We start from the raw sequence: 25,516 nt of genomic DNA on the forward strand, positions 1-25,516 counted from the left end.
GGGAACGTCTCGATGCTAAGCACCACGCCCCTTCACCTCTACCTTGGGCAAGCGCCCTTGCTGTCGTTACCCGCACTCGCCATCGCCCCCGGCGAGGTGCTGACCCTGATGGGACCCAGTGGCTGCGGCAAGAGCTCGTTGCTGGCGGCGCTGGCGGGCGTCCTGCCCCCCATGGGGCCCCTTCGGCTGGAGGGGGACGTCCGGCTCGGCGAGCGACGGCTCACCCCGCTGCCTCCGCAGGCGAGGCGCATCGGCATGCTGTTTCAGGATGACCTGCTGTTTGCCCACCTGACGGTGGCCGAGAACCTGATGTTCGGCATGCCCGCCTCCCTCAAGGGAAGCGGCGCCCGGCGGGCGAAAGCGCTGGAGGCCCTGGCACAGGTGGCGCTGGCGGATCAGGCAGACAAGCTGCCGAGGGCGCTCTCCGGCGGCCAGAAGGCGCGCGTCAGCCTGCTGCGGGCCCTGCTGGCCGAACCGCACGCCCTGCTGCTGGACGAGCCCTTCTCCCGCCTCGACAAGCCGCTGCGGGCGGCATTTCGCGCCCTGGTGTTCGAGCAGATAAGGATGCTGGCGATCCCCGCCATCCTGGTCACTCACGATGAAGAGGATGCTCCCGGCACCATCCTCGACCTCACCCTTTCCATCCCTGTTTCCCGAGGATCCTGACCTTGTTCGATCGCTACCTCATCCCCTTCATTCGCAGCCCCCTCACCCGGCTGGCCAGACCCTTGCGGCGCATGGGGATCAGCGCCAACCAGGTGAGTCTCACCGGCTTTGCCATCGGCATGCTGGCGCTGCCGCTATTGGCCTTCAACCTTTATCTCTGGGCACTGCTCGCCATCCTGCTCAACCGCATGCTGGACGGGCTGGATGGCGCCGTGGCACGGGAGACGGGGATCACCGACTGCGGCGGTTTTCTCGACATCACCCTCGACTTCATCTTTTACGCCGCCGTGGTGCTGGGGTTCGCCCTCGCCGACCCCGCCAACGCCCTGCCCGCCGCCACCCTGCTGTTTGCCTTCATGGGCACGGGCTCGAGTTTTCTCGCCTTCGCCATCATGGCGGGCAAGCGGGGGATCGATAACCCCGTCTATCACCACAAGTCGCTCTATTACCTCGGCGGCTTGACCGAGGGGAGCGAGACCATCGCCCTGTTCGTCTTGATGTGTCTGTGGCCCGCCGGTTTTGTGTCCCTCGCCTACGGCTTTGCCCTGCTCTGCCTCATCACCACCCTGACCCGGCTCTGGAGCGGCTATCACACCCTGCGTTGAGGAGGCGGGAGACAGTGGGAAAGAGGGAATGCCACTGCACGGAGCACTTGCGCATGGACGCCAATGTTTTACCATGACGGCACTCTTTTTCAGGCTCACGAGAACCTTATGCGTCGCCTTGTCTGTCTCCTCTCCCTGTTTCCCCTGCTCTATGGCTGCAGCAGCACCCCGGCGCCCAAGCCCGTGGTCAAACCCCAGCCCAACAGCGCCTTCATCAACCAGACACCGCCGAGCAAACCCTTCTACGGCCAGGTGAGCCAGCCGGGCGTCAGCAGGGGGGACTTCGCCAACCGCAGCAATGTGGACAACTTCGTGCAGCGCATGGTCTCCAAGCACGGCTTCAACGGCGCCGAGCTGCACCAGTTGCTGGCGCAGGCGCAGCGCTATGACTGGATCATCAAGCTGATGGACGCCCAGGCGCCTACCACCACGCCGCCTACCGGCCCGACCGGCGCCTGGAATCGCTACCGCGCCAAGTTCATCACCCCGGACAACGTGCAAAACGGCGTCAACTTCTGGCGCGAATACGAGAGCGAGCTCAACCGCGCCCAACAGATCTACGGCGTGCCGCCGGAGATCATCGTCGGCATCATCGGGGTGGAGACCCGCTGGGGTCGGGTGATGGGCAAGACCCGCATCCTGGATGCCCTGGCGACCCTGGCGTTTGACTATCCGCGCCGCGCCGACTTCTTCACGAGCGAGCTGGAGGCCTTCCTGGTGATGGCCCGGGACGAGGGGATAGATCCCACCGAGCCCCAGGGCTCCTACGCCGGTGCCATGGGCTACGGCCAGTTCATGCCCTCCAGCTTCCAGCGCTATGCGGTGGACTTTGACGGCAACGGCCACACCAACCTCTGGGATCCGGTGGATGCCATCGGCAGCGTGGCCAACTACTTCAAGGCCCATGGCTGGGAGAAGGGGCAACCGGTGGCGGTGCGCGGTCAGGGCCAGCTGCCCGGCTATGAACACGGCTTCCAGACCCGCTACCCCGTGGCCACCCTGCGTGGCGCCGGCCTGGCGCCGACCGGCAATCTGGGCAACCACAAGGAGGCGAGCCTGCTGCGTCTGGACGTGGGCACCGGCTACCAGTACTGGTACGGTCTGCCGAACTTCTACGCCATCACCCGCTACAACCACAGCACCCACTACGCCATGGCGGTCTGGCAGCTGGGGCTGGCGGCCAAGGAGGCCAGGGGCGGCTATTGAGGCTATCCCCCTGCCGATGTGAAAACGGGCCCCATGGGCCCGTTTTGCTATTCGTTCTCCAGCAGCCAGCGTTTGAGCAGGGCCGCCAGTTGCACCTGTTCGCCCTCGCTCAGGGGTGCCAGCAGGCGACGCTCGTTGGCGACATGCCGCGCCACCGCCACATCGATGAGCTCCCGCCCCTCTGCCGTCAGGCAGACCAAGAGGCTTCGCCTGTCGCTCGGAGCGGCCTGACGCTCGATGAGGCCCCGCTCGGCCAGCTTGTCGAGCCGGGCCGTCATGGCCCCCGAGGTGAGCATGGCGGACTGGTAGAGCGCCGTGGGAGTGAGTGGCTCATCGGCCCGGCGCAGGGTCGCCAGAATGTCGAAGTCCGACCCCAGCAGGCCGCACTCCTTCAGCTCGTCATTGATCTCGCGCCCGGCGATGGCCGCCATACGCGCCACCCGCCCAAACACCCCCATGGGGCTGCAGTCGAGATCCGGCCGCTGCCGGGCCCACTGCCCCAACAGCTGGTCCACGTGATCTGTCTCCATCATGGCTCCATTATCTTTTCATAAAGATACTTGATAATAAACCAACTCGCGGCTAGCTTATCTTTTCTTAAAGATACTTTTTTGTGAGACAACCATGCCGCTAATGATCGCCCTGCTCGCCCCCCTGCTGTGGGGCAGCACCTATGCCGTCGTCAGTCTCTACCTGACCGACTACTCGCCCTACTGGGTGGCCGTGTGGCGAGCCCTGCCCGCCGGTGTGTTGCTGCTGATGCTGCATCCGCGCTGGCCGCCCCTCAGCTGGAACCGCCAGTTCCTGCTGGCGTTTTGCAACATCACCGCCTTCTTCGCCCTGCTGTTCGTGGCCGCCTTCCGCCTGCCCGGCGCCGTGGCGGGCACCCTGGGCGCCACCCTGCCCCTCATCCTGATGGCGCTGGCCTGGCTGCAGGATGGCAAGCGGCCGACCCTCAAGTGGCTGCTGCTGGGCCTCATGGGGCTGACCGGTGTGCTCCTGCTGCTCAACCCTTCCGCCAATCTGGATCCCGTCGGCGTGGCCTGCGCCCTGCTCGCCACCGTTCTCATCGGTCAGTCCAGCCGCTGGATGCAACGCTGGCCGGTGAGCGATCTGCTGGCACTGACCGCCTGGCAGCTGCTGCTGGGCGGCCTGATGCTGATCCCGCTCGCCTGGTGGCTGGCGGGCCCCATGCCCCTGCCCCATGCCGCCAGCACCCCGGGGCTGCTCTGGCTGGTGCTGCTCAACACGGCGCTCGCCTACTGGGCCTGGCTCTGGGGGCTCAAACGCCACGGCCCCGAGGTGATGGGCATGCTGGCCCTCACCAACCCCATGGTGGCGGTCTCAGGCGGCGTGCTGCTGGTGGGCGAGACACTGGACGGCCGACAGTGGCTCGGCATCGCGGTGATCCTGCTCTCCCTCTTCCTGATGAAGCTGCCTGCCCGTCCTTTCCTCAAGCGCTGGCAGAACCGCAAGGCCGCCACCGGCGGCGTCGACAACGGCTGATCTGCGATCAACCCGACATAAAAAAGAGGAGCCACCAGGGCTCCTCTTTCACTTGGGTTGATGCCAGAAGGGTCAGACGCCGGCCTTGGCCAGGGCAGCGGAGACAATCTGCTGGGCTTCCTGCTGGATGAGGTCCAGGTGTGCCTCCCCCTTGAAGCTTTCCATGTAGATCTTGTAGATGGACTCGGTGCCGGAGGGGCGCGCCGCGAACCAGCCATGCTCGGTCACGACCTTGAGACCGCCGATAGCGGCGTCGTTGCCGGGGGCCTTGGTCAGCTTGGCGGTGATGGGGTCACCCGCCAGCATGGAAGCCTCCACCAGCGCCGGATCCAGCTTGGAGAGCACCGCCTTCTGGGCACTGTTGGCCGGGGCGTCGATGCGGCGGTAGCTGGAGCGGCCGAATTTCGCCTCCAGGGCGTCGTAATGGGCCTGGGGATCCTTGCCGGTGACGGCCAGGATCTCGGCGGCCAGCAGCGCCAGGATGAAACCATCCTTGTCGGTGGTCCAGACGGTGCCGTTCTTGCGCAGGAAGGAAGCGCCCGCGCTCTCCTCGCCGCCAAAGCCGAACTCGCCGCTGTAGAGACCGTCCACGAACCACTTGAAGCCGACCGGCACCTCTTTCAGGGTGCGGCCAATCTCGCCGGCGACCCGGTCGATCATGGAAGAGGAGACCAGCGTCTTGCCGACGGCCGCCTCTTTCGCCCAACCGGTTCTGTGGGTGAACAGATACTGGATCGCCACCGCCAGGTAGTGGTTCGGGTTCATCAGCCCCGCTTTGGTGACGATACCGTGACGGTCGTAGTCCGGATCGTTGCCAAGGGCAATGTCGAACTTGTCCTTGAGGGCGATCAGACCCGCCATGGCAAACGGACTGGAGCAGTCCATCCGGATCTTGCCGTCCTTGTCCAGGGTCATGAAGGAGAAGGTGGGATCCACCTTGTAGTTCACCACTTCGATGTCGAGATCGTAACGCTTGGCGATGACGTCCCAGTAGGCGACGCCGGAGCCGCCGAGCGGGTCCACCCCGATCTTGATGCCTGCTTTCTTGATGGCGGCCAGGTCCAGCACGTTCTCCAGATCATCCACATAGGGGGTGACATAGTCGTGTTCCACCACGAACTCGCTCGCCAGGGCCTCGGCGAACGGCATGCGCTTCACGCCGGCCAGGTTCGCTTCCAGAATCGCGTTGGCGCGGTCTTCCACCCACTTGGTGATCTCCCCTTCCGCGGGGCCGCCGTGGGGCGGGTTGTACTTGAAGCCACCGTCTTCCGGCGGGTTGTGGGACGGGGTGATCACCACGCCGTCAGCCTGCGCCACGGGTTTGCCTGCATTGTGGCGCAGGATGGCGTGAGAGATGACCGGAGTCGGTGTGAAGCCGAGGCCGGCCTGGATGCGGGTCTCGACACCGTTGGCCGCCAGCACTTCCACCGCGCTGGCAAAAGCGGACTCGGACAGAGCATGGGTATCCATGCCCACAAACAGCGGCCCAGTGATACCGGCCTGCTGGCGGTACTCCACCAGGGCCTGGGTCACCGCCAGGATATGGGATTCGGTAAAGGCACTGTGCAGGGCGCTGCCGCGGTGGCCTGAGGTACCGAAGGCAACCCGCTGCTCGGGGCGGCTCATGTCCGGCTTGTTGAGGTAGTAGGCGCTGACCAGACGGGGGATGTTGGTCAGATCGCAAAGACGAGCCGGCTGACCGGCGTGAGAATGCTGTGCCATGGCGTTTTCCTTGTGCTGAGCCTTGCCCGGCAAGGCCTTGAGTCGTTGATGCGTTAAACGGCGCCGCACACCCGAGCCGTCAGTTCCTCGTCATACCCCATGCTGCTCATCAGCTGGGCCACCATGTTCTGCTTGCGACTGGTATTGGTGTTGGTGATCACCCAGAACGGGGTTTGTGGCACCTGCTTGGGCTTGGTGGTGCTGCCACTGGCCCGCAGCGCCTCGGGGTCACGGGAGAAATAGACGCGCTTGCGCCCCTTTATCTCGGTCGCCTGGGTGAAGCCCTCCGGGTTGTCCCGGTAGAGGGTGCTCAATACCAGCATGAAGCGGTTGATGGACTTCTCTTCTTTCTGCAACGCTCCGGAATCCAGCAGGGCCTCCAGTCCCATGGCATCGGCCACGGGCTGCGGCTGGACCGCGGGGGCCGCCGTCACAGTCGCCGTCCGGGTCTGGGCCGGTTGCTCCAGCAGGCGACGCAGGATATCGGACGCACTCTCGCCGATGTGCCGGGTCTGGCTCGCGATAAAGAAGTAGAGATCGTCATCAAGCTCGATGGTTTTCATAAGGATGCGCTGGACTCGTCGAAATTCGGATGCGGCGATTATACATAGGCAGACCCGGCAGCCCAAGGGAGGGGCTGGCAGATGTGCATGAATCTCCCCGAGAATACGGCATAATGACGGGCCAAGTGTGTGATCCCCCGCACTGATAACCGATCTCGGAGGATTTTTTTGAAAAAAAACCACAAAAAATATCCCCATGTCGGAGTGAAATCCTTTTCTTTCAGTGTGTTAAAAAATATGGCGACATCGCCCACGACCGACAAGGTGTCATTTTGCAACAAAATTCACGATTGAACTTCAAGGATCAGGGAGAGGGTCCTGCCGTCGTCCTGATCCACGGCCTGTTCGGCAGCCTGGACAACCTGGGCCTGCTGGCGCGCCCGCTCGGCGAGCAATACCGGGTCATCAGCGTCGATCTGCGCAACCATGGCGCCTCCTTCCACAGCGACGAGATGAGCTACCCGGCGCAGGCGGCAGACGTCCTCGCCCTGTTGGACTTCCTGGGGCTCGATAAGGTCGCCCTGGTGGGCCACTCCATGGGCGGCAAGGTCGCCATGCAGCTCGCCAAGCAGGCACCGACGCGCGTCGCCAAGCTGGTGGTGGCAGACATCGCCCCCGTGGCCTATCCCCACGCCCGCCACAAGGATGTCTTCGCCGGTCTCAACGCCACGCTCGAGCATGCTCCTCAAAGCCGCAGCGAGGCGGAAGCCATCCTGGCCGAGCACATCGGGATCCCCGGGGTACGCCAGTTCCTGCTCAAGTCCTTCGCCAAAGGGGAGTCAGGCTGGGGTTGGCGCTTCAATGTGCCGGCCCTTGAGCGCAACTACGCCAACATCATGGGCTGGCCCGACGATGAACGCCGCTTCGAAGGCCCGACGCTCTTCATCAAGGGGGGAGAGTCCGACTATATGCTGCCCGAATACACCGGGACCGCGATGGCCCAGTTCCCCGCCGCCAAGGCCCGCATCATCGCCGGCACCGGTCACTGGCTACACGCGGAAAAGCCGGTTTTGTTCAACAAACTGGTTGTGGATTTCCTGTCGACAGGCGGTTAACAGTTTCAAATCCTTTGTGATATAGTGCGCCCGTCATTAGGAGTGCGCGCAATCCATGCTGAGTGAACACATCGATCTCATCGAGAGTCTGGGCCTGAAACTGTTCTTCGTGGCCATCTTCCTGCTGATTGGTCTGGCCATTCACGATGTGCTCAAACGCGGCAACGTGCCCCGGTTTGGCCGCTTCGTCGTCTGGCTGGTGCTGTTTCTGGGTTGCGCGGGTTTTGTCGCCAAGGGGCTGATCGAAATGGGCTGGGAAGGCTCAGGGATCGGCTAACTACTTTTCATCTGTGATGTATGGCCAAACAGCAAACTGATCGAACAACACTGGATCTGTTCGCAACTGAGAAGCGCCCCGGCAGGCCAAAGACCAACCCACTCCCCCGTGAGACCCAGCTCAAGATCAACAAGCGCAACCAGCTCAAGCGCGATCGGGAGAACGGGCTGAAGCGGGTCGAGTTGAAGGTGGAAGCCGAGTTGCTGGAGCGCCTGAACCAACTTGCGCTGCAACAGAACGTCAGCCGAGCCGAGCTGATCCAATCTATCCTGAAGCAACAGATTGAGTCTGCTCACGCAGCAGGCATCGCAATCTGAACCGTTAAGAATCAACACCAGATACGGGTAACTAAACACTATGGCTAGTGTAGGTCTGTTTTTCGGCAGCGATACCGGTAATACCGAAGCTGTCGCCAAGATGATCCAGAAAGAACTGGGCAAGCAACTGATTGAAGTCCGTGACATTGCCAAGAGCAGCAAGGCCGACATCGACAGCTTCGATCTGCTGATGTTCGGTATCCCGACTTGGTACTACGGCGAGGCCCAGGCCGATTGGGACGACTTCTTCCCCGAGCTCGAAGAGATCGACTTCACCAACAAGCTGGTCGCCATCTTCGGGTGCGGCGATCAGGAAGACTATGCCGAGTACTTCCTCGACGCCATGGGCACCCTGCGTGACATCGTCGAAGCCAAGGGCGCCATCATCATCGGTCACTGGCCGACCGCCGGTTACGAGTTCGAAGCCTCCAAGGCCCTGGTGGATGACAAGCACTTCGTGGGTCTGGGTATCGACGAGGATCGCCAGCCGGAGCTGACCGCCGAGCGCGTCAAGGGCTGGTGCAAGCAGCTGCACGAAGAGATGTGCCTGAGCGAGCTGGAGTGATCTCCCTCCCCTTCCATGCAACAAGGGCCCCGTCGGGGCCCTTGTTGTTTCTGTCTCTGCATCGGCGTCACTCTGCGCCTTGCCGGTGCTCTGGCCGGGCCCGCACATAGAGCGTCCGCTTGACCTGGGCCACCAGCTCGCCCTGGCTGTCCTGCACCGTCACCTCAAACTCGGGGAAGTGCTTGTCGCCTCCCTCGGTTGCGGCCACGATGGCGGCCAGCTTGCCGTCGGTCAGGGTGAACTCCGCCACCAGCTTGCCCTTGCCGGGCTTGGTGAAGTTGATGCTGCCCGCCTTGTCCCAGACGTAATAGCGGTTCTTGAAATGGCCCATCAGCATCAGCGGATAGATGGGATCCGTCATGGCAAACATGCTGCCGCCGAACTGGGTCCGGTTGGCATTCTTGTTCCACCAGCGGGACTTGAGCGTCACCCGGCAGAAGCGAAAATCGGGGCTCAGGGTCTCTATCTTGATGCCGGCGCCCCAGAAGGGGGGCCAGGCGTTGAGGGCGCAGCGAACCCAGGCTGCGTTGCCAAAAAGCCAATCCATGGATCTCATCCGACCAGATTATAAAGAGATCACATAGTATCAACATTCTCTGGCGGAGCAAGCGGGCCGGATTAATCTCCCGGCGGGGGAAATGTGCTAAACCCATTGAATTACTGGGTTTATTTTTAACTTGGCTACGACCTATAATGACAGGCCATACGAGTTCGTGGTTGCCATTCCCTCGGCAGTCAATCAGAATAACCACACCTTCGAGAATGCGAATACATAGAATATGGCAGACAACAACCAAGCGTTAAAAAAGGCCGGGCTCAAGATTACCCTGCCCCGCGTCAAGATCCTGGAAATCCTGCAACAGCCGGACTGCCAGCACACCAGTGCGGAAGATCTGTACAAACGGCTGATCGATCAGGGTGAGGAGATTGGTCTCGCTACCGTCTATCGCGTTCTCAACCAGTTTGATGATGCCGGTATCGTTACCCGTCACCACTTCGAAGGGGGCAAGTCGGTGTTCGAGCTGGCCACCCAGGAGCACCACGACCACCTGGTCTGCCTCGACTGCGGCAAGGTGATCGAGTTCTCCGACGAGGTGATCGAGCAGCGTCAGCGCGACATCGCCAAGGCACACAACATCCGCCTGACCAACCACAGCCTCTACCTGTACGGCCACTGCGCCAACGGCGACTGCAAGCACGACGAGTGATCGCACCGGTCAGCACAATATAAAAAAGCCAGCATCACGCTGGCTTTTTTGTGTCCGTAATCCGGATCAGAAGTGGCAGGGTCTCCCCTGCCCTTTCGTCTATCAGGCTTCGGCCTTGCCCCAGACGTCGCGCAGGGCGACGGTGCGGTTGAACACCAGGTGTTCCGGGCTGGAGAGCTTGTTGTCGGCGCAGAAGTAGCCTTCACGCTCGAACTGGTAGGCAGACTCCGGCTTGGCGTCCTTGAGGGAGGCTTCCACACGGGCACCGGCGATGATCACCAGGGACTCGGGGTTGAGGGATGCCTCGAAGTCCTCTTCGGCACCCGGGTTTGGCACCTTGAACAGGCGATCGTAGAGACGCACTTCGGCCGGCAGGGAGTGAGTGGCGCTGACCCAGTGGATCACCCCTTTCACCTTGCGACCGTCCGCCGGATCCTTGCCCAGGGTGTCGGCGTCGTAAGAGCAGTAGATGCAGGTGACCTTGCCATCGGCATCCTTCTCGATCCGTTCGGCCTTGATGACATAGGCATTGCGCAGGCGCACTTCCTTGCCCAGTACCAGACGCTTGAACTGCTTGTTGGCTTCCTCTTTGAAGTCCGCCTCGTCGATGAAGATCTCGCGGGTGAAGGGAAGCTCGCGGCTGCCCATCTCCGGCTTGTTCGGATGCGCCGGCGCGGTCAGCACTTCGTCGGCCGCCAGGTTCTCGATCACCACCTTCACCGGGTGCAGCACTGCCATGGCGCGCGGCGCGTTCTCGTTGAGATCGTCGCGGATGCAGGCTTCCAGCATGCTCATCTCGACGATGTTGTCCTGCTTGGTCACGCCGATGCGCTTGCAGAACTCGCGGATGGAGGCCGGGGTATAGCCGCGGCGGCGCAGCCCGGAGACGGTCAGCATGCGCGGATCGTCCCAACCGCTTACGTGCCCCTCGGTCACCAGCAGGTTCAGCTTGCGCTTGGACATGACGGTGTATTCGAGGTTCAGACGGGAGAACTCGTACTGACGGGGGTGACACTCGATGGAGATGTTGTCCAGCACCCAGTCATAGAGACGGCGGTTGTCCTGGAATTCCAGGGTGCACAGGGAGTGGGTGATCCCCTCCAGGGCGTCCGAGATGCAGTGGGTAAAGTCGTACATCGGGTAGATGCACCACTCGTCACCGGTCTGGTGGTGGTGAGCAAACTTGATGCGATAGATGACGGGGTCGCGCATCACCATGAAGGGAGAGGCCATGTCGATCTTGGCGCGCAGGCAGGCGCTGCCCTCGGCCATCTCGCCGCTCTTCATCTTGGCGAACAGGGCCAGGTTCTCTTCCACGCTGCGATCGCGGAACGGGCTGTTCTTGCCCGGGGCGGTCAGGGTGCCACGGTATTCGCGCATCTGCTCCGGGGTCAGTTCGTCCACATAGGCCAGCCCCTTCTCGATGAGCTCGATGGCGTAACCGTGCAGCTTGTGGAAATAGTCGGAGGAGTAGCAGATCTCGCCGCTCCACTGGAAGCCGAGCCACTGGACGTCCTGCTTGATGGACTCCACGAACTCGATGTCCTCCTTCGCCGGATTGGTATCGTCGAAGCGCAGGTTGCACTGGCCCTGATAGTCACGGGCGATGCCGAAGTTCAGGCAGATGGATTTGGCGTGGCCGATATGGAGATAACCGTTCGGCTCCGGCGGAAAACGGGTATGCACGCGGGTGTGCTTACCGCTGGCCAGATCTTCATCAATGATCTGACGAATAAAGTTAGTTGGGCTGTTCGCCTGACTCATGGCTCACCTCAAAAAAGCGTCACTGGCGGAAGTTGTGCCGGCTGGCACCCTCAACCCCCCGCCGTCAAGCCGGGTATGATCCCTCATTACGCGCCCTGCCTCAACCTGAATTTGGCCGATCCGGGGCATTGGCGCACCAAAAACGGCGAAGCGGGCAAACGGGCAGGGATCCGGGTCAAAAAAAGCCCCGCACGAGGCGGGGCAACAAGTGATGAAAAACAGACAAAACACACACACAACAAAGGCTCACATGCACAGTCAACCTTTCCCAAGCCCGATGCTTATCGCCCTTGGGAAAGGCGGGTCTTGCGACCCGCCCTGTGTCAATGACCCGAGCTCATCAGTTCAGCTCGGTGACGCGGCTGGTGCGCTTGCCATCGAAGCTGACGGTGCGCAGGTAGACCTTGCCGTTGACGCTTGGCTTGGCCGCGGCGTCGTAGGCGCTCCAGCTCTTGCCATCCAGGCTGTACTGGATGGGCAGGCCCGGCAGATCCACGTTCGCTTCAAGCACACCGTTCACCACCTTGGCACCCGGTACGGAGAGGCGGTACTCGACACCGGCCTGGTCGAGTTTCGGCAGCACGCGCTGGCCAAGCACGTTGGCAAACTGGTTCCACTCCTTGTTGAGGGTGGCCTTGTTCACGTGCTTGGTCTCACCGGAGAACTCGCGACCCTTCACGTAGTCCAGCTCGAAGCCCCCTTTGTGCCAGGCGCGCTCGGCCACGGAGAAGATGCGCGGGTAGACCATGTACTCGTACTGGGCGTCGGTGCGCACGGTTTCACTCCACTGCTGACCGGAGATCCCCTTGAACTTGACCGGGTCCTGGTCACCCTTGGCCACGAAGGCGTTGCCGTCGCGGTCAACCGAGGTCTCGGCGTTCTGCGGCAGGTTTTCCGGGGCGAAGGCGAACACCTTGCGGGTGTCGTTGAAGCGGGTGGCCCAGTAGTAGCCGCGCTCGGCCGGGTGTACCTCGTTCGGGAAGTCGAAGTAGAGGTAATCCGGGTTGGAGAGCACCACGTCATAGCCCTTGTGCGCCCACTTCATCGCCTCGTTGAAGCCACCCCAGTAGAGGGTTTCCCAGAAGTTGACCCGGGTCTTGTCGGTGGCGAACACGCTGGCATCCGTGGCGTACTTCAGTCCATCTTCCCACGCCTGCAGGGTGGAGAAGCCGTGGCCCTTGACCATCTCGCTCACTTCCTTGGCGAAATGGACCGGCAGCTCAGCCACGTCCTTGATCTTGCCCTCATCGATCATCTTCTGGCACATGGGGGACTTGCCAAACGGCTTGTCCTGCTTGCTGGAGTCGACGTTGCCCTTCCAGGCCACCAGTTCTTCTTTCTTGGTGACGGCCGGATCCTGGTAACCACCACCCTGCATGATGTTCTTCGCCTCGTCACCACCGTAGTGCCAGGCGGTCAGCGGCTGGCCGGCGGCCTGGTGCATCTGGGCCACTTCGTCCATCACCTTGGCCACGAAGGTGGCGGCGCCCGGCTGGCAGGGGTTGATGAAGGACATCTTGTCGTAGAACTGCACCGAGGTGACGTTGGAGGTGTCTTCTGGGTCGGTCAGGCGGAACTGGTTGGCCTCAGCCTCTTTGCCCTCTGCCATCAGACGCTGGTAGCGCGCCTCCATGGAGACCACGGCGGCACGGGCGTGGGCCGGCATGTTGATCTCGGGGATCACGGTCACGCCGCGGGCCTTGGCATAGCGCACCAGGTCGATGTAGTCCGCCTTGCTGTAGAAGCCGGTGCCCATGTTGTCGCTGGTGGGGCCTGAGCCCAGCTGCGGCAGCAGGCACTGGGTCTCGGACAGATCATGGCAGCGTTTGCTGCCGACGTCGGTCAGCTCCGGCAGGCCCGGGATCTCGATGCGCCAGCCTTCATCGTTGGTCAATCCCAGGTGCAGCACGTTGAGCTTCATGGCGGACATCTGGTCCACCAGCTTCTTCATGGTTTCCGGGCTTCTGAAGTGACGGGCCACGTCGGTCTGCATGCCACGGTATTCGAAGCGCGGGGCATCCTCGACACTCATCTGGCTCACCAGCTTGTCGTCAACTCCCAGGAGGGAGATCAGGGACTGGGCCCCCCAGAAGGCGCCGTCAACGTCGTGCCCCTGAATGACGGTCCCCTTCTGGCCTATGGTCATGTCGTAGCCTTCGGCCTGCTTGAGCTTGCTGCCGAGTTTGATGGTGACCGGGTAGCCGGTGTCGGAGAGGGTAACACCCAGCTTGGTCAATTGCGCCTTCAGGGCCTCGGCGCGGTCGCTCGGCAGGTCGAGGGCATTGAGCTTGATGGTGGAGAAGTCGACCTGGGGGCCGGCTTTCACCACCTGCTTCATCGGGCTCGGCAGGATCTGGTCGTCAATCTTGCCAGCCGGCAGCAGGGTGCTGGTCTGGTTGGCGGCGAAGCGGGTCTCGCTGTTCATCAGGATGTTGTTGTCATCCTTGGTGCGCTTCCAGCCGTCGGCCGGCATCGGCTTCTCGTAGGTGGTGGCGTCGTCGATGTTGCTCATGCTGGCCAGCACTTTCGGCTCGGCCCCTTCGCTGGCGACGTACCAGTTCGGCATGATGTCAGATTCAAAGAGTACCCAGTATTCCACCACCAGGGGCACCTCGACCGTGGCGTCCTTGGCAAAGCCCTGGAACTTCTCGGTCGGCGTCAAACGATAGAGGTCGCCGGTCAGGTGCGTGATGGTGAACTGGTCGTTGTCCACCCGCTGGATGCGGCGGATGGAGGAGACATAGATGCTCCAGTCCTTGGAGGTGACGTCGGCACCGGTATTGGTCAGGTGCAGCTTGGCCACACCGCAGCTCGCCCACTCGGAGCCCAGCGCCTGGCAGTCGAGACCGGCGCCGGCACCGTCATTGGTGACGACTTCGTACTTGACGACGAGGTTGCTGGCGAGGGAATCGACCACGGCTTGCTTGGCGGCATCGGCTGCCTGTACCTGGGCGGCACAAACGGTAGACATGGCAATGGCTAACAGAGAATGTTTGAAGTTCATAACTGCTGCTCTCGTTTGAAGTAAAGGTTGGATTTTCTTGGCTTTTTTTATATGGGGCCCCGAGGCGGGGCCCTTAGTTATGTCAACAATGGACTTAGACTTGAGGTGAGCTCACGCTCGATTAACGCAGGGCTTTCATCTCACCGGCGATGATCTCGGCCAAGGGACCCAGAATCACCTGCAGGTTCTGCTCACCGAGCTTGACCACACCGGCCGCGCCCAGGGCTTTGAGCTTGCGCTCGTCGACGATGCTGCGATCTTTCAGGGTCAGACGCAGACGGGTGATGCAGGCATCGATGGTCACCAGGTTTTCCTGGCCGCCCAGCACTTCCAGATATTGCTTGGCCAACTCGGTGCGGTCGGTGGTCTGAGCCTGTACCGGCACGGCTTCGTCGTCTTCACGACCCGGGGTTTTCAGGTTGAACTTGGCGATCACGGCGCGGAAGACCACGTAGTAGAGGCCGAAGAACACCAGGCCCTGTACCAGCAGCATGTACCACTGGGTGGCCAGCGGGTTGCGGCTGGAGAGCACCATATCCACCAGACCTGCGCTGAAGCCGAAGCCGGCGATCCAGTGCATGCTGGAGGCGATGAACACGGACAGGCCGGTCAGCAGGGCGTGGATGACATACAGCACCGGCGCCACGAACATGAAGGAGAACTCGAGCGGCTCGGTCACCCCGGTGAAGAAGGCGGCAAAGGCGGCGGCGATCATGATGGACGCAACCTTCTCTTTGTTCTCTTTCTTCGCGGCGTGGTAGATGGCCAGCGCGGCACCCGGCAGACCGAACATCATGATGGGGAAGAAGCCGGCCTGGTACATGCCGGTCACGCCCACGACCGCTTTACCGGCGTCGATGGAGGTTTGGCCACCCAGGAAGTTCGGGATGTCGTTGATGCCGGCCACGTCGAACCAGAACACGGAGTTCAGGGCGTGGTGCAGACCGACCGGGATCAGCAGACGGTTGAAGAAGGCGTAGATGCCGGCACCGGTGGAGCCCATGCTGACGATGGATTCACCGAAGCTCACCAGGCCACCGTAGATGACCGGCCAGACGGCCATCAGGATGAAGGAGACCACGATCATCACCACGGAGGTCACGATCGGCACCAGACGACGGCCGGAGAAGAAGGCCAGTGCCTTGTGCAGCTCCACGCTGCTGAAGCGGTTGTACAGCTCGGCGGCGATGACACCGCACAGGATGCCGACGAACTGGTTGCTGATCTTGGCAAAGGCTGCCGGTACCTGGTCGGCCGGGATGCCCTTGATCTGGGCAACGGCGCCCGGGCTCAGCAGGGTGGTGACGACCAGGAAGCCGACCAGACCGGCCAGCGCGGCGGAGCCGTCTTTATCCTTGGACATGCCATACGCCACGCCCACGGCGAACAGAATGGGCATGCTGTCGATGATGGCGGCGCCCGCCTTGATCAGAAACGCAGCCAGAGGGCTTCCGCCACCCCAGCCGTTCGGGTCAATCCAGTAGCCAATCCCCATCAGGATCGCGGCGGCAGGCAATACCGCTACCGGCACCATCAGGGCGCGGCCGATCTTTTGCAAATAACCGAGAATGTTCACGGTTCCTCTCCTTAGTTGATGATTTTCTAGAAATTAAGTGCTTATCACGTTCGACGCATAAGCCATCAAGGCTTGATTGGCAGTCTAGGGCTTTTATTTCGCTGCGCAAATTAATAAACCCGCATTCGTGATCATTATCACTCATCAGACATAAAGGTAGTGGATTGATGTGGCTTAGTTCGCAATCTTTATTTACGCTATAAAACAACTTAGATGTGTCTTTTAGTCTTGCCGTCAATAGACAGCTGCAACCCGTATAGAGGTATAGATAATGCGCCTGATCCCGTTGAAGTCTGCCAGCCAGGTGGGTCTCTGGTCCGCCCGTTACATCGTTGACCGCATCAATGCGTTCAAGCCGACAGCCGAGCGCCCCTTCGTACTGGGCCTGCCCACCGGCGGCACGCCGCTCAATACCTACAAGCGCCTGATTGAACTGCATAAAGCCGGCGAGGTGAGCTTCCAGAACGTGGTCACCTTCAACATGGACGAGTACGTGGGGCTGCCGAAGGAGCACCCGGAGAGCTACCACAGCTTCATGTACAACAACTTCTTCAACCACGTGGACATCCGCCCGGAAAACATCAACATCCTCAACGGCAACGCGCCGGATCTGGTGGCCGAGTGCCAGCGCTACGAGGACAAGATCAAGTCCTACGGCAAGATCAACCTGTTCATGGGCGGGGTCGGCAATGACGGTCACATCGCCTTCAACGAGCCGGCCTCTTCCCTGGCTTCCCGCACCCGGGTCAAGACCCTGACCGAGGACACCCGCATCGCGAACTCCCGCTTCTTCGGTGGCGACATGGAGCAGGTGCCCAAGCTGGCGCTGACCGTGGGCGTGGGAACCTTGATGGACGCCGAAGAGATCCTGATCCTGGTGATCGGTCATGCCAAGGCTCAGGCCCTGCAGGCCACGGTGGAAGGGAGCGTCAACCACATGTGGACCATCTCCACCCTGCAGCTGCACCCGAAAGGCATCGTCGTGTGCGACGAGCCCTCCACCATGGAGCTCAAGGTCAAGACGGTGCGTTACTTCCAGCAGCTGGAAGCCGACAACATCAAGCACCTCTGAGGAGCCCCCATGTACGCACTGACCCATTGCACTCTCTACACCGGCAGCTGCGTGCTGACCGGTTATGGTGTGGTCATCGATGGCGACAAGATTGTCGCCATCTCCCGCGAGGCGGAGCTGCCTGCGAACCTCGAGCGGATTGACCTTAAGGGCGCCAACCTCAGCGCCGGCTTCATCGACGTCCAGCTCAACGGCTGCGGCGGCGTCATGTTCAACGGCCACATCACCACCCAGACCCTGGCCACCATGCAGGCGGCCAACCTGAAATCCGGCACCACCAGCTTCCTGCCGACCCTGATCACCAGCCCGGATGCGGACATGAAGCAGGCGGTGTCGGTTACCCGCGACTACATGGCGGCGCATCCCAACGAAGTCCTGGGCGTGCATCTGGAAGGCCCCTACACCAACCTCAAGCGCAAGGGGATCCACCCGGCCGAGCAGATCCGTCAGCCCGCTGACGAGATGATCGACTTCTTCTGCGCCAATGCGGATGCCATCGCCAAGATCACCCTGGCGCCGGAGCGCAACAAGCCCGAGCACATCCGCCGCCTGGTGGAGGCCGGCATTCTGGTCAGTGCCGGCCACACCGCCGCCAACTACGACCAGGCCATGGACGGTTTTGACAACGGCATGCGCTTTGCGACCCACCTCTACAACGCCATGACCCCGACCCTGAACGGGCGCGAGCCCGGCGTGGTCGGCGCCATCTACGATCGCAAGGATGTCTATGCGGGCATCATCGTCGACGGCCACCACGTGCACTGGGCCAACGTGCGCCTGGCGCACCGGATGCTGGGGGAGAAACTGGTGCTGGTCACCGACGCCACCGCGGCGGCCGGGGCACCGGAAGGCTTTGAGAAATTTGATTTTTGCGGCGCAACCGTCTATTTCCGCGATGGTCAGTGCGTCGACGAGAATGGTACACTCGGCGGCTCCGCCCTCACCATGATCGAAGGGGTGGAGAATCTGGTCAAACAGGTCGGTTTGCCGCTCGACGAAGCACTGAGAATGGCCACTCTTTACCCCGCGCGCGCCATTGGATGGGACTCACGTCTCGGTAGTATCCAGGTCGGAAAAATTGCCAACCTCACCGTCTTTGATCAGGCCTTCACGGTCTGCGGGACCGTGGTTAACGGACACTACACAACACAGTGACACTATGACTGGCGGACAAATAGCAAACGTAGATCTCATCAAGCAGGTGAACAGTGCAGTCGTCTATCGGCTCATCGACCTGCAGGGCCCCATCTCGCGGGTCAAAATTGCCGAGTTGAGTCAGCTGGCCCCGGCCAGCGTGACCAAGATAACCCGGCAACTGATCGAGCATGGGCTGATCAGGGAAACATCGCCGCAAGCCTCCACCGGCGGGCGCCGCGCCATCTCCCTGACCACCATCAAGCATCGCTTCCAGTTTGTCTCCGCCAAGCTTGGCCGCGGCTATCTGCAGCTCTCCCTGTATGACCTCGACGGCAAGGAGCTCGATCAGCACGTCACCCAGGTGACCGAGATCGAACAGCAACCCGTGGTCGACATGCTGCTGCGGGAGATTGGCGCCTTCATCGACGCCAATCAGGATCGCAGCCGCAACCTCATCAGTATCGCGCTCACCATGCCGGGCCTGGTCAACCCGGAATCCGGCATGGTCATCTACACCCCCACCTACCAGATCCGAAACCTGGGGCTCGCCAAGCTCCTGGAGCACCACTTCAACCTCCCCTGCTACGTGGGCAACGACACCCGCTCGCTGGCACTGGCCGAACACTTCTTCGGCGAGTCCCGCGACTGCATGGACTCCATCCTGGTGAGCGTCCACCAGGGGACGGGATCTGGGATCATCACCAAGGGCAAGGTGTTCCTCGGCCAGAACCGCAACGTCGGCGAGATCGGGCACATCCAGGTCGAGCCCCTCGGCAAGCGTTGCCACTGCGGCAACTTCGGCTGCCTCGAGACCATCGCCTCCAACGAGGCCATCGTCGACAAGGTGAAGGAGCTCATCAGCCGCGGCCACCTGAGCTCGCTGCAGGAGAAGCACATCACCATCCAGGAGGTGTGCAAGGCGGCCCTGGCCGGCGACGAGCTGGCCCGCAGCGTGATCGAAAACGTGGGGGAACATCTTGGCCGCGCCATCGCCATCACGGTCAACCTGTTCAACCCCCAGAAGGTGCTGATCGCCGGTGAAATCACCGCCGCCGAGGAGATCCTGATCCCGGCCATCCGCCGCTGCGTCGAGCACCAGTCCCTGCCAAGCTTCCACCGTGGCCTGCCCATCGTGAAGGCCCGCTTCCAGAACCAGCCTACCATCGGCGGCTTCGCCCTGGTCAAGCGCTCCCTGCTGGAAGGGGATCTGCTGCAGATCATCATGGAGCAGAAGTAGGGCCAAAGCCTTGAGAAACAAAAACGGCAGCCTCTTGGCTGCCGTTTTTTATTGTGTGCGTTTTTGCCGCACTACCCTGCCCGGCAGGGTTTGAACACATCCAGCTTGCCGTCATACACCCGGGTCTGCACATCCATGATCCCCAGAATTGAATGGAACAGGTTGTCGTGGGAGAAGCGCTTGGCGGTCGCCTCCTGTTGCAGGCAGTCCAGGTTCAACTGGCGATCCGCCTGCAGCTGGGGGGAGAACCAGGTCAGGAGCGGCACCCGGGTCTGATCGTCCGGCGCGAACTTGTAGGGTGTGCCGTGCAGGTAGAGCCCCATGGCCCCGAGGGATTCCCCGTGGTCGGAGAGGTAGATCAACCCCACGTTGTACTCCTTCTCCAGGGTCTTGAGCTTGCCGATGAGCTCGGACAACACCTTGTCCGTGTAGCGGATGGTGTTGTCATAGGTGTTGACCAGCTCTTCATTGGTGCAGTTTTCGATGTCGCTGCGCGGGCAGTCCGGCAGGAAGGCGCGATCGGCGGCCGGGTAGCGGCGATAATAGGTCGGACCGTGGCTGCCCATCAGGTGGAAGGCCACCAGCTTGCCGCCCTGCCCGCCCCGCATTCCGGCGATCTGCTCATCCAGTCCCTGCAACAGGACCTCGTCATGGCAGGCTTCCCCCTCGCAATATTGCGGGAACGCCTTGGGCTCGATCTCGATGGTGGGCACGTTCTTGCACACCCCCTTGCAGCCGCCGTCATTCTCCTTCCAGAGCACGGAGACACCGGCGTGTTGCAGCACGTCCAGCAGGCCGTCCCTGGACTTGGCCAGGGTCTCGTCATAGCCGCGACGGGTCAGGTTGGAGAACATGCAGGGCACCGAGACCGCGGTAGCGGTGCCGCAGGAGCGCACGTCCCTGAAGGAGACGAGGCCCTGCTCCTTCGCGGTAAAGCCGTTGGTTTCCTTCTGGTAGCCGTTGAGGGAGTAGTTCTGGCTGCGGGCCGTCTCCCCCACCACCAGGAACATCAGGGTCGGCTTGTCGCTCTTGGCCACTATCCTGGCATCGGTGCCAATCTGCTCATAGGGGATGGGGGTGGCGAAGACGATGTCCCGGAAGTAGCGATAGACGCCGCGCACATAGTTGGAGGGCACGATCTCTTTGACGATGTTGTGGTTGTTGCGCCCGACCGAGGCGTAATCCTGGTAGTAGAGGGCGCCGACCCCGAGCAGGAACAGCAGGGAGCAGGCGATGCCGCCGAGGCGCAGCCCCAGCCCCTTGTACCAGCGGCTCGGGTAGTCAATGCGGATCCAGAGCAGGCAGAGTACGGGCAGCACGCCGGTCAGCAGGAACCAGAGCATGACAGACCCGTTGAGGTAGGAGCCCGCTTCCCCGCTGTTGGTCTCGATGATGTTCTGCACCATGCCCACGTCGAAGATGACCCCGTATTTGAGCATGGCGTAGCTGGCCAGCGAGCCGGTCAGGATCAACAGGGTAAAGAAGGGCTTGAGCAGGTATCGAAAGGTGAACGGCAGAAAGACCGCGTTGAGGGCGGCGATCAACACGAAGGGGATGGAGAGCACGAACCCCGCCTTCACATGCTCGAGGGCGGTGAGGATACGGTAGAAGTGCATAAAAATGGGCCAGTTGAAGAGCAGTGCAAAGAGCAGCACCAGCAACAGATTGACCTTCATCACTCCCAGAGTGAGACGCATAGAGAGACTCCGACAAACCAGTGATTTCTGAAGCCTTGCAAGGAGGCTCCGTTGTGCGCATCCCCTCCCTCTTCCCGAGTGGAGCGATGACCGGAGCGGCCAGGATGCAAGCTGATCCTAGAGGGGCAAACTTAAGCGGACATTAAGGGAGGTGGCGCGCAGAAAAGCGGGAGCAGGCAGAGTCTGGCGAATAAAAAAACGGCAGCCTGTGGCTGCCGTTGTTGGTGCGGGTTGCGAGGTGGACGCTCAGGGACGTTGCCGCCTCGCCGAAGGGGGATGCCGCCATTGCGGCCCCCTCCAGGGCGGGATTACAGGGTCGCCGCCACTTCGTCGGAGATGGAGCCGTTGTGGTACACCTCCTGCACGTCGTCCAGATCTTCCAGCATGTCGATGAGGCGCATCAGCTTGGGGGCGGTCTCCGCATCCAGCTCCGCCTCGGTGGAGGCGATCATGGTCACTTCGGCGCTCTCGGGCTTGAAGCCGGCGGCTTCCAGACCGTCCAGCACGGTGCCGAAGTCGTTCGGGGTGGTGTACACCTCGATGGTGCCGTCTTCTTCGGTCACCACGTCGTCGGCACCCGCTTCCAGGGCGGCGTCCATCAGGGCATCTTCATCGGCACCCACGAAGGTCAATACGCCCTTCTTGGTGAACAGATAGGCCACGGAGCCGTCGGTCCCCAGGTTGCCGCCGCACTTGCTGAAGGCGTGACGCACTTCGGCCACGGTGCGGTTGCGGTTGTCGGTCAGGCACTCCACCATGACGGCGGAACCGGCTGGGCCGTAACCTTCGTACACGATGGTCTCGAGCTGTTCGCCGTCACCACCGCCGGCGCCACGCTGGATGGCACGGTTGATGGTGTCACGGGTCATGTTGCTGGTCAGGGCGGCGGCCACCGCGGCACGCAGGCGCGGGTTGTTGGCCGGGTCGGCATCACCCAGACGCGCGGAGGTGGTGATTTCGCGGATCAGCTTGGTGAAGATCTTGCCGCGCTTGGCGTCTTGCGCCGCCTTGCGGTGTTTGATGTTGGCCCATTTACTGTGACCTGCCATAGGGACTCTCCGTTATAGTTTGAAATTTCAGTAACACAGGTTGCGACTGCGCGGGGGGAAACGGGAAAGGCCGCATTGCTGCGGCCTTCGGTGCCTGTGAAGGCTTATTCGTCGCCCTTGACGGTGGTCGCAATCGCCAGCTCGCCCAGTTGGGCCGGGTTGGCAAAACTCGGGGCATCTGTCATCAGACAGGCGGCCGCAGTGGTTTTCGGGAAGGCGATGACATCCCGGATGTTGTCGGTACCGGTCAACAGCATGCTGAGGCGATCCAGACCGAACGCCAGGCCGGCGTGGGGCGGGGTGCCGTATTTCAGGGCATCCAGCAGGAAGCCGAACTTCAGGCGCTGCTCGTCCGGGGTGATCCCCAGGATGTCGAACACGGTGGACTGCATCTCGCTGTTGTGGATACGGACTGAACCGCCACCCACTTCGTAGCCGTTGATCACCATGTCGTAGGCATTGGCGTAGGCACCCAGCGGGTTGGCCTTGAGCTCGTCCGGGCCCAGGTTGCTCGGCGCGGTGAAGGGGTGGTGCATGGCAGCCAGACCGCCTTCGCCATCTTCCTCGAACATGGGGAAGTCGATGACCCACAGGGGCTTCCAGACGTTCTCCACCAGGCCCAGATCGCGGCCCACCTTCAGACGCAGGGCGCCCATGGCGTCGCACACCACCTTCTTGGAGTCGGCGCCGAAGAAGATGATGTCGCCATCCATCGCACCGGTGCGGGCCAGGATCTCGCGCACGATGGCGTCGGAGAGGAACTTGGCCACCGGAGACTGCACGCCTTCGATGCCGTTGGCCGCTTCGTTGACCTTCATCCAGGCCAGGCCCTTGGCACCGTAGATGCCGACAAACTTGGTGTACTCGTCGATCTGCTTGCGAGAGAGCTCGGCGCCGCCCGGCACTTTCAGAGCCGCCACGCGGCCTTTCGGATCGTTGGCGGGGCCCGCGAACACGGCGAACTCGACGGAGGTCAGCAGATCAGCCACATCCACCAGCTCCATCGGCAAACGCAGGTCCGGCTTGTCGGAGCCGAAACGACGCATGGCTTCGTCGAAGGTCATGATGGGGAAGTCGCCCAGATCCACGTTCAGGATGTGCAGCCACAGCTTGCGGATCATCTCTTCCATGATCTCACGCACCTGGGGCGCGGTCATGAAGGAGGTCTCCACGTCGATCTGGGTGAATTCCGGCTGGCGGTCGGCACGCAGGTCTTCGTCGCGGAAGCACTTGACGATCTGGTAGTAGCGGTCAAAGCCGGACATCATCAGCAGCTGCTTGAACAGCTGGGGGGACTGCGGCAGGGCATAGAACTTGCCCTTGTGCACGCGGCTCGGCACCAGGTAGTCACGGGCCCCTTCCGGAGTGGCCTTGGTCAGCATCGGGGTCTCGATGTCGAGGAAGCCGTGCTCGTCCATGAAGCGACGCACGAAGGCACTGGCCTTGGCGCGGGTCTTCAGGTACTTGGCCATCTCGGGACGGCGCAGGTCCAGGTAGCGGTACTTGAGGCTCACCTCTTCGCTGTTGACCTGGTTGAAGTCCAGCGGCAGCGGCTCGGCACGGTTGATGATGGTGAGCTCGTGGGCGAACACCTCGATGGCGCCGGTGGCCATGTCGCTGTTGCGCTGTGACTCCGGACGGGTGCGCACCACGCCGGTCACCTGGATGCAGAACTCGCCGCGCAGCTCGGAGGCCAGGGCAAAGGCGTCCGGCTTGTCCGGATCGAAGAACACCTGCACGATGCCTTCACGATCGCGCATGTCGATAAAGATGAGGCCGCCGAGATCACGACGACGATGGACCCAACCGCACAATGTAATGGTCTGCCCGGCATGGGCCTCATTGACCTGTCCGCAATAGATAGAGCGCATGGACTTCTTCCTTCGAAATGGTAGAGAGACGGTTCATCCTGGGTCGCCGGGCACGACTGGCAAGCACCGTCTGTCTCACAGCTGGCCAGATCCTGCTTCTTGCCCGGTTTGAAATCTGTCTCGGGTCGTCCGGCTCCCCGAGCCGGACTCTTGCCGCCAATGCCGGCGCGTCCCCGCGATCCCGGCGGGATGACGAATGGGGGCGAAGGCGTTGGCAAGCGTCGTTGTCTGGCAACTGCCGGGCCGCGATCATCGCCACCCGGGGTGGACGGCCGCGCGCGTCACAACAATTTGGCAAACAAAAGGGTTGGCATTATAGAGGAAAACCTCCATTTGGGTAAAATGGCCCGCAGCCTCCTTTGCCCTGTTTTTTGTTGTTCTCGCGCAAAAAGGAGGAGAAACCCCCTCACCACGCAGACAGGAACCGTCATGAGCCTCTATTTGGGCCTGCCCCAGTGGTCACATCCGGCCTGGCCCGGTCAACTTCTGGGCATGAATGTCAAACCCGCCGAACACCTCGCCCACTACGCCCGGGTGTTCAACACCGTGGAGGGCAACACCACCTTCTACGCCTCGCCGACCCCGGAGACGGTGCAGCGCTGGGCCGATGCGGTTCCCGCCCACTTTCGCTTCAGCTTCAAGTTTCCGCAGGCCATCAGCCACCAGAGCGATCTGGTGAGCGCGGACAAACAGGTCAGCGACTTTATCCGCCTGCTGGCCCCCCTGCACGACAAGCTGGGGCTGCTCAAGCTGCAACTGCCCGCCCGCTTCGGCCCCGACGGGCTGCCACGCCTGCAGGCCTTCTTCGAGCGCCTGCCGGGGGAGTTTCGCTACGCTCTCGAGGTGCGCCACCCGGACTTCTTCGCCAAGGGGGAGGCCGAGCGTGCCCTCAACCGGATGCTGATGGAGAAGGGGGTGAACCGCATCATGCTCGACAGCCGGCCGCTCTTCTCGGTGCCCGCCACCTCGGCCGCCCTGGTGGATGCCCAGGGCAAGAAGCCAAGGCTACCGGTGCACCTGCTGGCCACCGCCAGCGCCCCCGTGGTGCGGCTCATCGGCCTGCCGGATCCCGCCGCCAACCACCCCTTCCTGCCGGGCTGGCTCCCCCGCTGGCAGCAGTGGCTGGCCGAGGGGAAGGATCTCTACCTCTTCATCCACACCGCCGACAACGTCCAGGCCCCCGCACTGGCCCGCCAGGTGACCCGTCTGCTGGGGCAAGAGATGGCCCCCTGGCCGGGAGAAAACGATCGCGCGCACCAGGGTGTGCTGCCCTTTTGAGCGGCGCTCTCCCCGCCCCTTCCCCGACGCTAAAAAAAGCCGTTTTTTTGTGGCCCCACGGGGCTTGGCGTCAAGACAAACGCCGACCTTTCCTCTACACTAGCGCCCCAAGTAAGGTCCCGGCCCTGGGTGCATGGCAAT

At 62.1% G+C, this 25,516-nt stretch carries 23 protein-coding genes; 13 read left to right on the top strand and 10 right to left on the bottom strand.

What is annotated here, in order from left to right; genetic code table 11:
* The first annotated feature begins 12 nt into the window (after nt 1-12).
* From BN1136_RS01355 to mltB, 3 genes are all read left to right on the top strand, one after another.
* The gene (locus tag BN1136_RS01355; protein WP_043761827.1) at nt 13-666 is read left to right on the top strand and encodes an ATP-binding cassette domain-containing protein; all 654 of its coding nucleotides are present in this window, start codon (nt 13-15) and stop codon (nt 664-666) included.
* Nucleotides 667-668: 2 nt separating this feature from the next.
* Nucleotides 669-1,271, top strand: coding sequence for a CDP-alcohol phosphatidyltransferase family protein (locus tag BN1136_RS01360; RefSeq protein WP_043761828.1), 603 nt, complete (start codon nt 669-671; stop codon nt 1,269-1,271).
* Between the two features lie 108 nt (nt 1,272-1,379).
* Nucleotides 1,380-2,477 (top strand): lytic murein transglycosylase B, encoded by a 1,098-nt coding sequence (gene mltB / locus BN1136_RS01365; protein ID WP_043761830.1) that lies wholly within the window; start codon nt 1,380-1,382, stop codon nt 2,475-2,477.
* 47 nt (nt 2,478-2,524) lie between these two features.
* On the opposite strand, the gene BN1136_RS01370 is transcribed toward mltB, so the two are convergent.
* A complete protein-coding gene (locus BN1136_RS01370) occupies nt 2,525-3,007 on the bottom strand; it encodes a MarR family winged helix-turn-helix transcriptional regulator (protein ID WP_043761831.1) in 483 nt (160 codons plus the stop codon).
* 94 nt (nt 3,008-3,101) lie between these two features.
* On the opposite strand from BN1136_RS01370, the gene BN1136_RS01375 reads away from it, so the two are divergent.
* On the top strand, nt 3,102-3,983 hold the full coding sequence (locus BN1136_RS01375) for a DMT family transporter (protein WP_043761832.1): 882 nt from the start codon (nt 3,102-3,104) through the stop codon (nt 3,981-3,983).
* 72 nt (nt 3,984-4,055) lie between these two features.
* Here the strand turns inward: BN1136_RS01375 and pgm are convergent, their stop codons facing one another.
* A complete protein-coding gene (gene pgm, locus BN1136_RS01380; protein ID WP_043761833.1) occupies nt 4,056-5,705 on the bottom strand; it encodes a phosphoglucomutase (alpha-D-glucose-1,6-bisphosphate-dependent) in 1,650 nt (549 codons plus the stop codon).
* 53 nt (nt 5,706-5,758) lie between these two features.
* Entirely contained in the window at nt 5,759-6,268 is a 510-nt protein-coding gene (gene seqA / locus BN1136_RS01385) for a replication initiation negative regulator SeqA (protein ID WP_043761834.1), read from the bottom strand.
* 290 nt (nt 6,269-6,558) lie between these two features.
* Between seqA and BN1136_RS01390 the strand changes: the two genes are divergently transcribed.
* The 4 genes from BN1136_RS01390 to fldA are packed head-to-tail and all read left to right on the top strand — an operon-like array spanning nt 6,559 to nt 8,482.
* Nucleotides 6,559-7,323 (top strand): alpha/beta fold hydrolase, encoded by a 765-nt coding sequence (locus BN1136_RS01390; protein ID WP_043761835.1) that lies wholly within the window; start codon nt 6,559-6,561, stop codon nt 7,321-7,323.
* A gap of 55 nt (nt 7,324-7,378) precedes the next feature.
* Nucleotides 7,379-7,600: a DUF2788 domain-containing protein gene (locus BN1136_RS01395; protein WP_043761836.1), complete on the top strand. Its 222-nt coding sequence runs from the start codon at nt 7,379-7,381 to the stop codon at nt 7,598-7,600.
* Nucleotides 7,601-7,620: 20 nt separating this feature from the next.
* Complete coding sequence (ybfE, locus tag BN1136_RS01400; RefSeq protein WP_005325670.1) at nt 7,621-7,917, top strand: LexA regulated protein; 297 nt, start codon at nt 7,621-7,623, stop codon at nt 7,915-7,917.
* 40 nt (nt 7,918-7,957) lie between these two features.
* A complete protein-coding gene (fldA, locus tag BN1136_RS01405) occupies nt 7,958-8,482 on the top strand; it encodes a flavodoxin FldA (RefSeq protein WP_042077336.1) in 525 nt (174 codons plus the stop codon).
* A 67-nt stretch (nt 8,483-8,549) separates the two neighbouring features.
* Here fldA and BN1136_RS01410 read toward each other — a convergent pair whose 3' ends face one another.
* The gene (locus BN1136_RS01410) at nt 8,550-9,029 is read right to left on the bottom strand and encodes a DUF4442 domain-containing protein (protein ID WP_043761837.1); all 480 of its coding nucleotides are present in this window, start codon (nt 9,027-9,029) and stop codon (nt 8,550-8,552) included.
* 232 nt (nt 9,030-9,261) lie between these two features.
* Between BN1136_RS01410 and fur the strand changes: the two genes are divergently transcribed.
* A complete protein-coding gene (gene fur, locus BN1136_RS01415) occupies nt 9,262-9,690 on the top strand; it encodes a ferric iron uptake transcriptional regulator (RefSeq protein WP_042077333.1) in 429 nt (142 codons plus the stop codon).
* A gap of 102 nt (nt 9,691-9,792) precedes the next feature.
* Here fur and glnS read toward each other — a convergent pair whose 3' ends face one another.
* The 3 genes from glnS to nagE form a co-directional block, all read right to left on the bottom strand.
* Nucleotides 9,793-11,454: a glutamine--tRNA ligase gene (glnS, locus tag BN1136_RS01420; protein WP_043761839.1), complete on the bottom strand. Its 1,662-nt coding sequence runs from the start codon at nt 11,452-11,454 to the stop codon at nt 9,793-9,795.
* A 340-nt stretch (nt 11,455-11,794) separates the two neighbouring features.
* A complete protein-coding gene (locus BN1136_RS01425) occupies nt 11,795-14,458 on the bottom strand; it encodes a beta-N-acetylhexosaminidase (protein WP_043761840.1) in 2,664 nt (887 codons plus the stop codon).
* A gap of 121 nt (nt 14,459-14,579) precedes the next feature.
* Nucleotides 14,580-16,034: an N-acetylglucosamine-specific PTS transporter subunit IIBC gene (nagE, locus tag BN1136_RS01430; protein WP_043761842.1), complete on the bottom strand. Its 1,455-nt coding sequence runs from the start codon at nt 16,032-16,034 to the stop codon at nt 14,580-14,582.
* 271 nt (nt 16,035-16,305) lie between these two features.
* Here nagE and nagB point away from each other — a divergent pair, with 271 nt between their 5' ends.
* The 3 genes from nagB to nagC are packed head-to-tail and all read left to right on the top strand — an operon-like array spanning nt 16,306 to nt 19,480.
* Nucleotides 16,306-17,106, top strand: a complete 801-nt coding sequence (nagB, locus tag BN1136_RS01435) for a glucosamine-6-phosphate deaminase (protein WP_042077325.1) — start codon at nt 16,306-16,308, stop codon at nt 17,104-17,106.
* 9 nt (nt 17,107-17,115) lie between these two features.
* Nucleotides 17,116-18,261 (top strand): N-acetylglucosamine-6-phosphate deacetylase, encoded by a 1,146-nt coding sequence (gene nagA / locus BN1136_RS01440; RefSeq protein ID WP_043761843.1) that lies wholly within the window; start codon nt 17,116-17,118, stop codon nt 18,259-18,261.
* A 4-nt stretch (nt 18,262-18,265) separates the two neighbouring features.
* On the top strand, nt 18,266-19,480 hold the full coding sequence (nagC, locus tag BN1136_RS01445; protein WP_043761844.1) for a DNA-binding transcriptional regulator NagC: 1,215 nt from the start codon (nt 18,266-18,268) through the stop codon (nt 19,478-19,480).
* Between the two features lie 71 nt (nt 19,481-19,551).
* On the opposite strand, the gene BN1136_RS01450 is transcribed toward nagC, so the two are convergent.
* The 3 genes from BN1136_RS01450 to aspS all read right to left on the bottom strand — a co-directional run bounded on the left by BN1136_RS01450 (nt 19,552) and on the right by aspS (nt 24,097).
* Nucleotides 19,552-21,177: a phosphoethanolamine transferase gene (locus BN1136_RS01450; protein WP_043761845.1), complete on the bottom strand. Its 1,626-nt coding sequence runs from the start codon at nt 21,175-21,177 to the stop codon at nt 19,552-19,554.
* Nucleotides 21,178-21,485: 308 nt separating this feature from the next.
* Nucleotides 21,486-22,226 (bottom strand): YebC/PmpR family DNA-binding transcriptional regulator, encoded by a 741-nt coding sequence (locus BN1136_RS01455; RefSeq protein WP_042077319.1) that lies wholly within the window; start codon nt 22,224-22,226, stop codon nt 21,486-21,488.
* 104 nt (nt 22,227-22,330) lie between these two features.
* On the bottom strand, nt 22,331-24,097 hold the full coding sequence (aspS, locus tag BN1136_RS01460) for an aspartate--tRNA ligase (RefSeq protein ID WP_043807949.1): 1,767 nt from the start codon (nt 24,095-24,097) through the stop codon (nt 22,331-22,333).
* A 429-nt stretch (nt 24,098-24,526) separates the two neighbouring features.
* On the opposite strand from aspS, the gene BN1136_RS01465 reads away from it, so the two are divergent.
* Nucleotides 24,527-25,375, top strand: a complete 849-nt coding sequence (locus BN1136_RS01465; RefSeq protein ID WP_043764274.1) for a DUF72 domain-containing protein — start codon at nt 24,527-24,529, stop codon at nt 25,373-25,375.
* Nucleotides 25,376-25,516 lie beyond the last annotated feature (141 nt).

This window comes from Aeromonas taiwanensis, from assembly GCF_000820165.1.
Lineage (GTDB): Bacteria > Pseudomonadota > Gammaproteobacteria > Enterobacterales > Aeromonadaceae > Aeromonas > Aeromonas taiwanensis.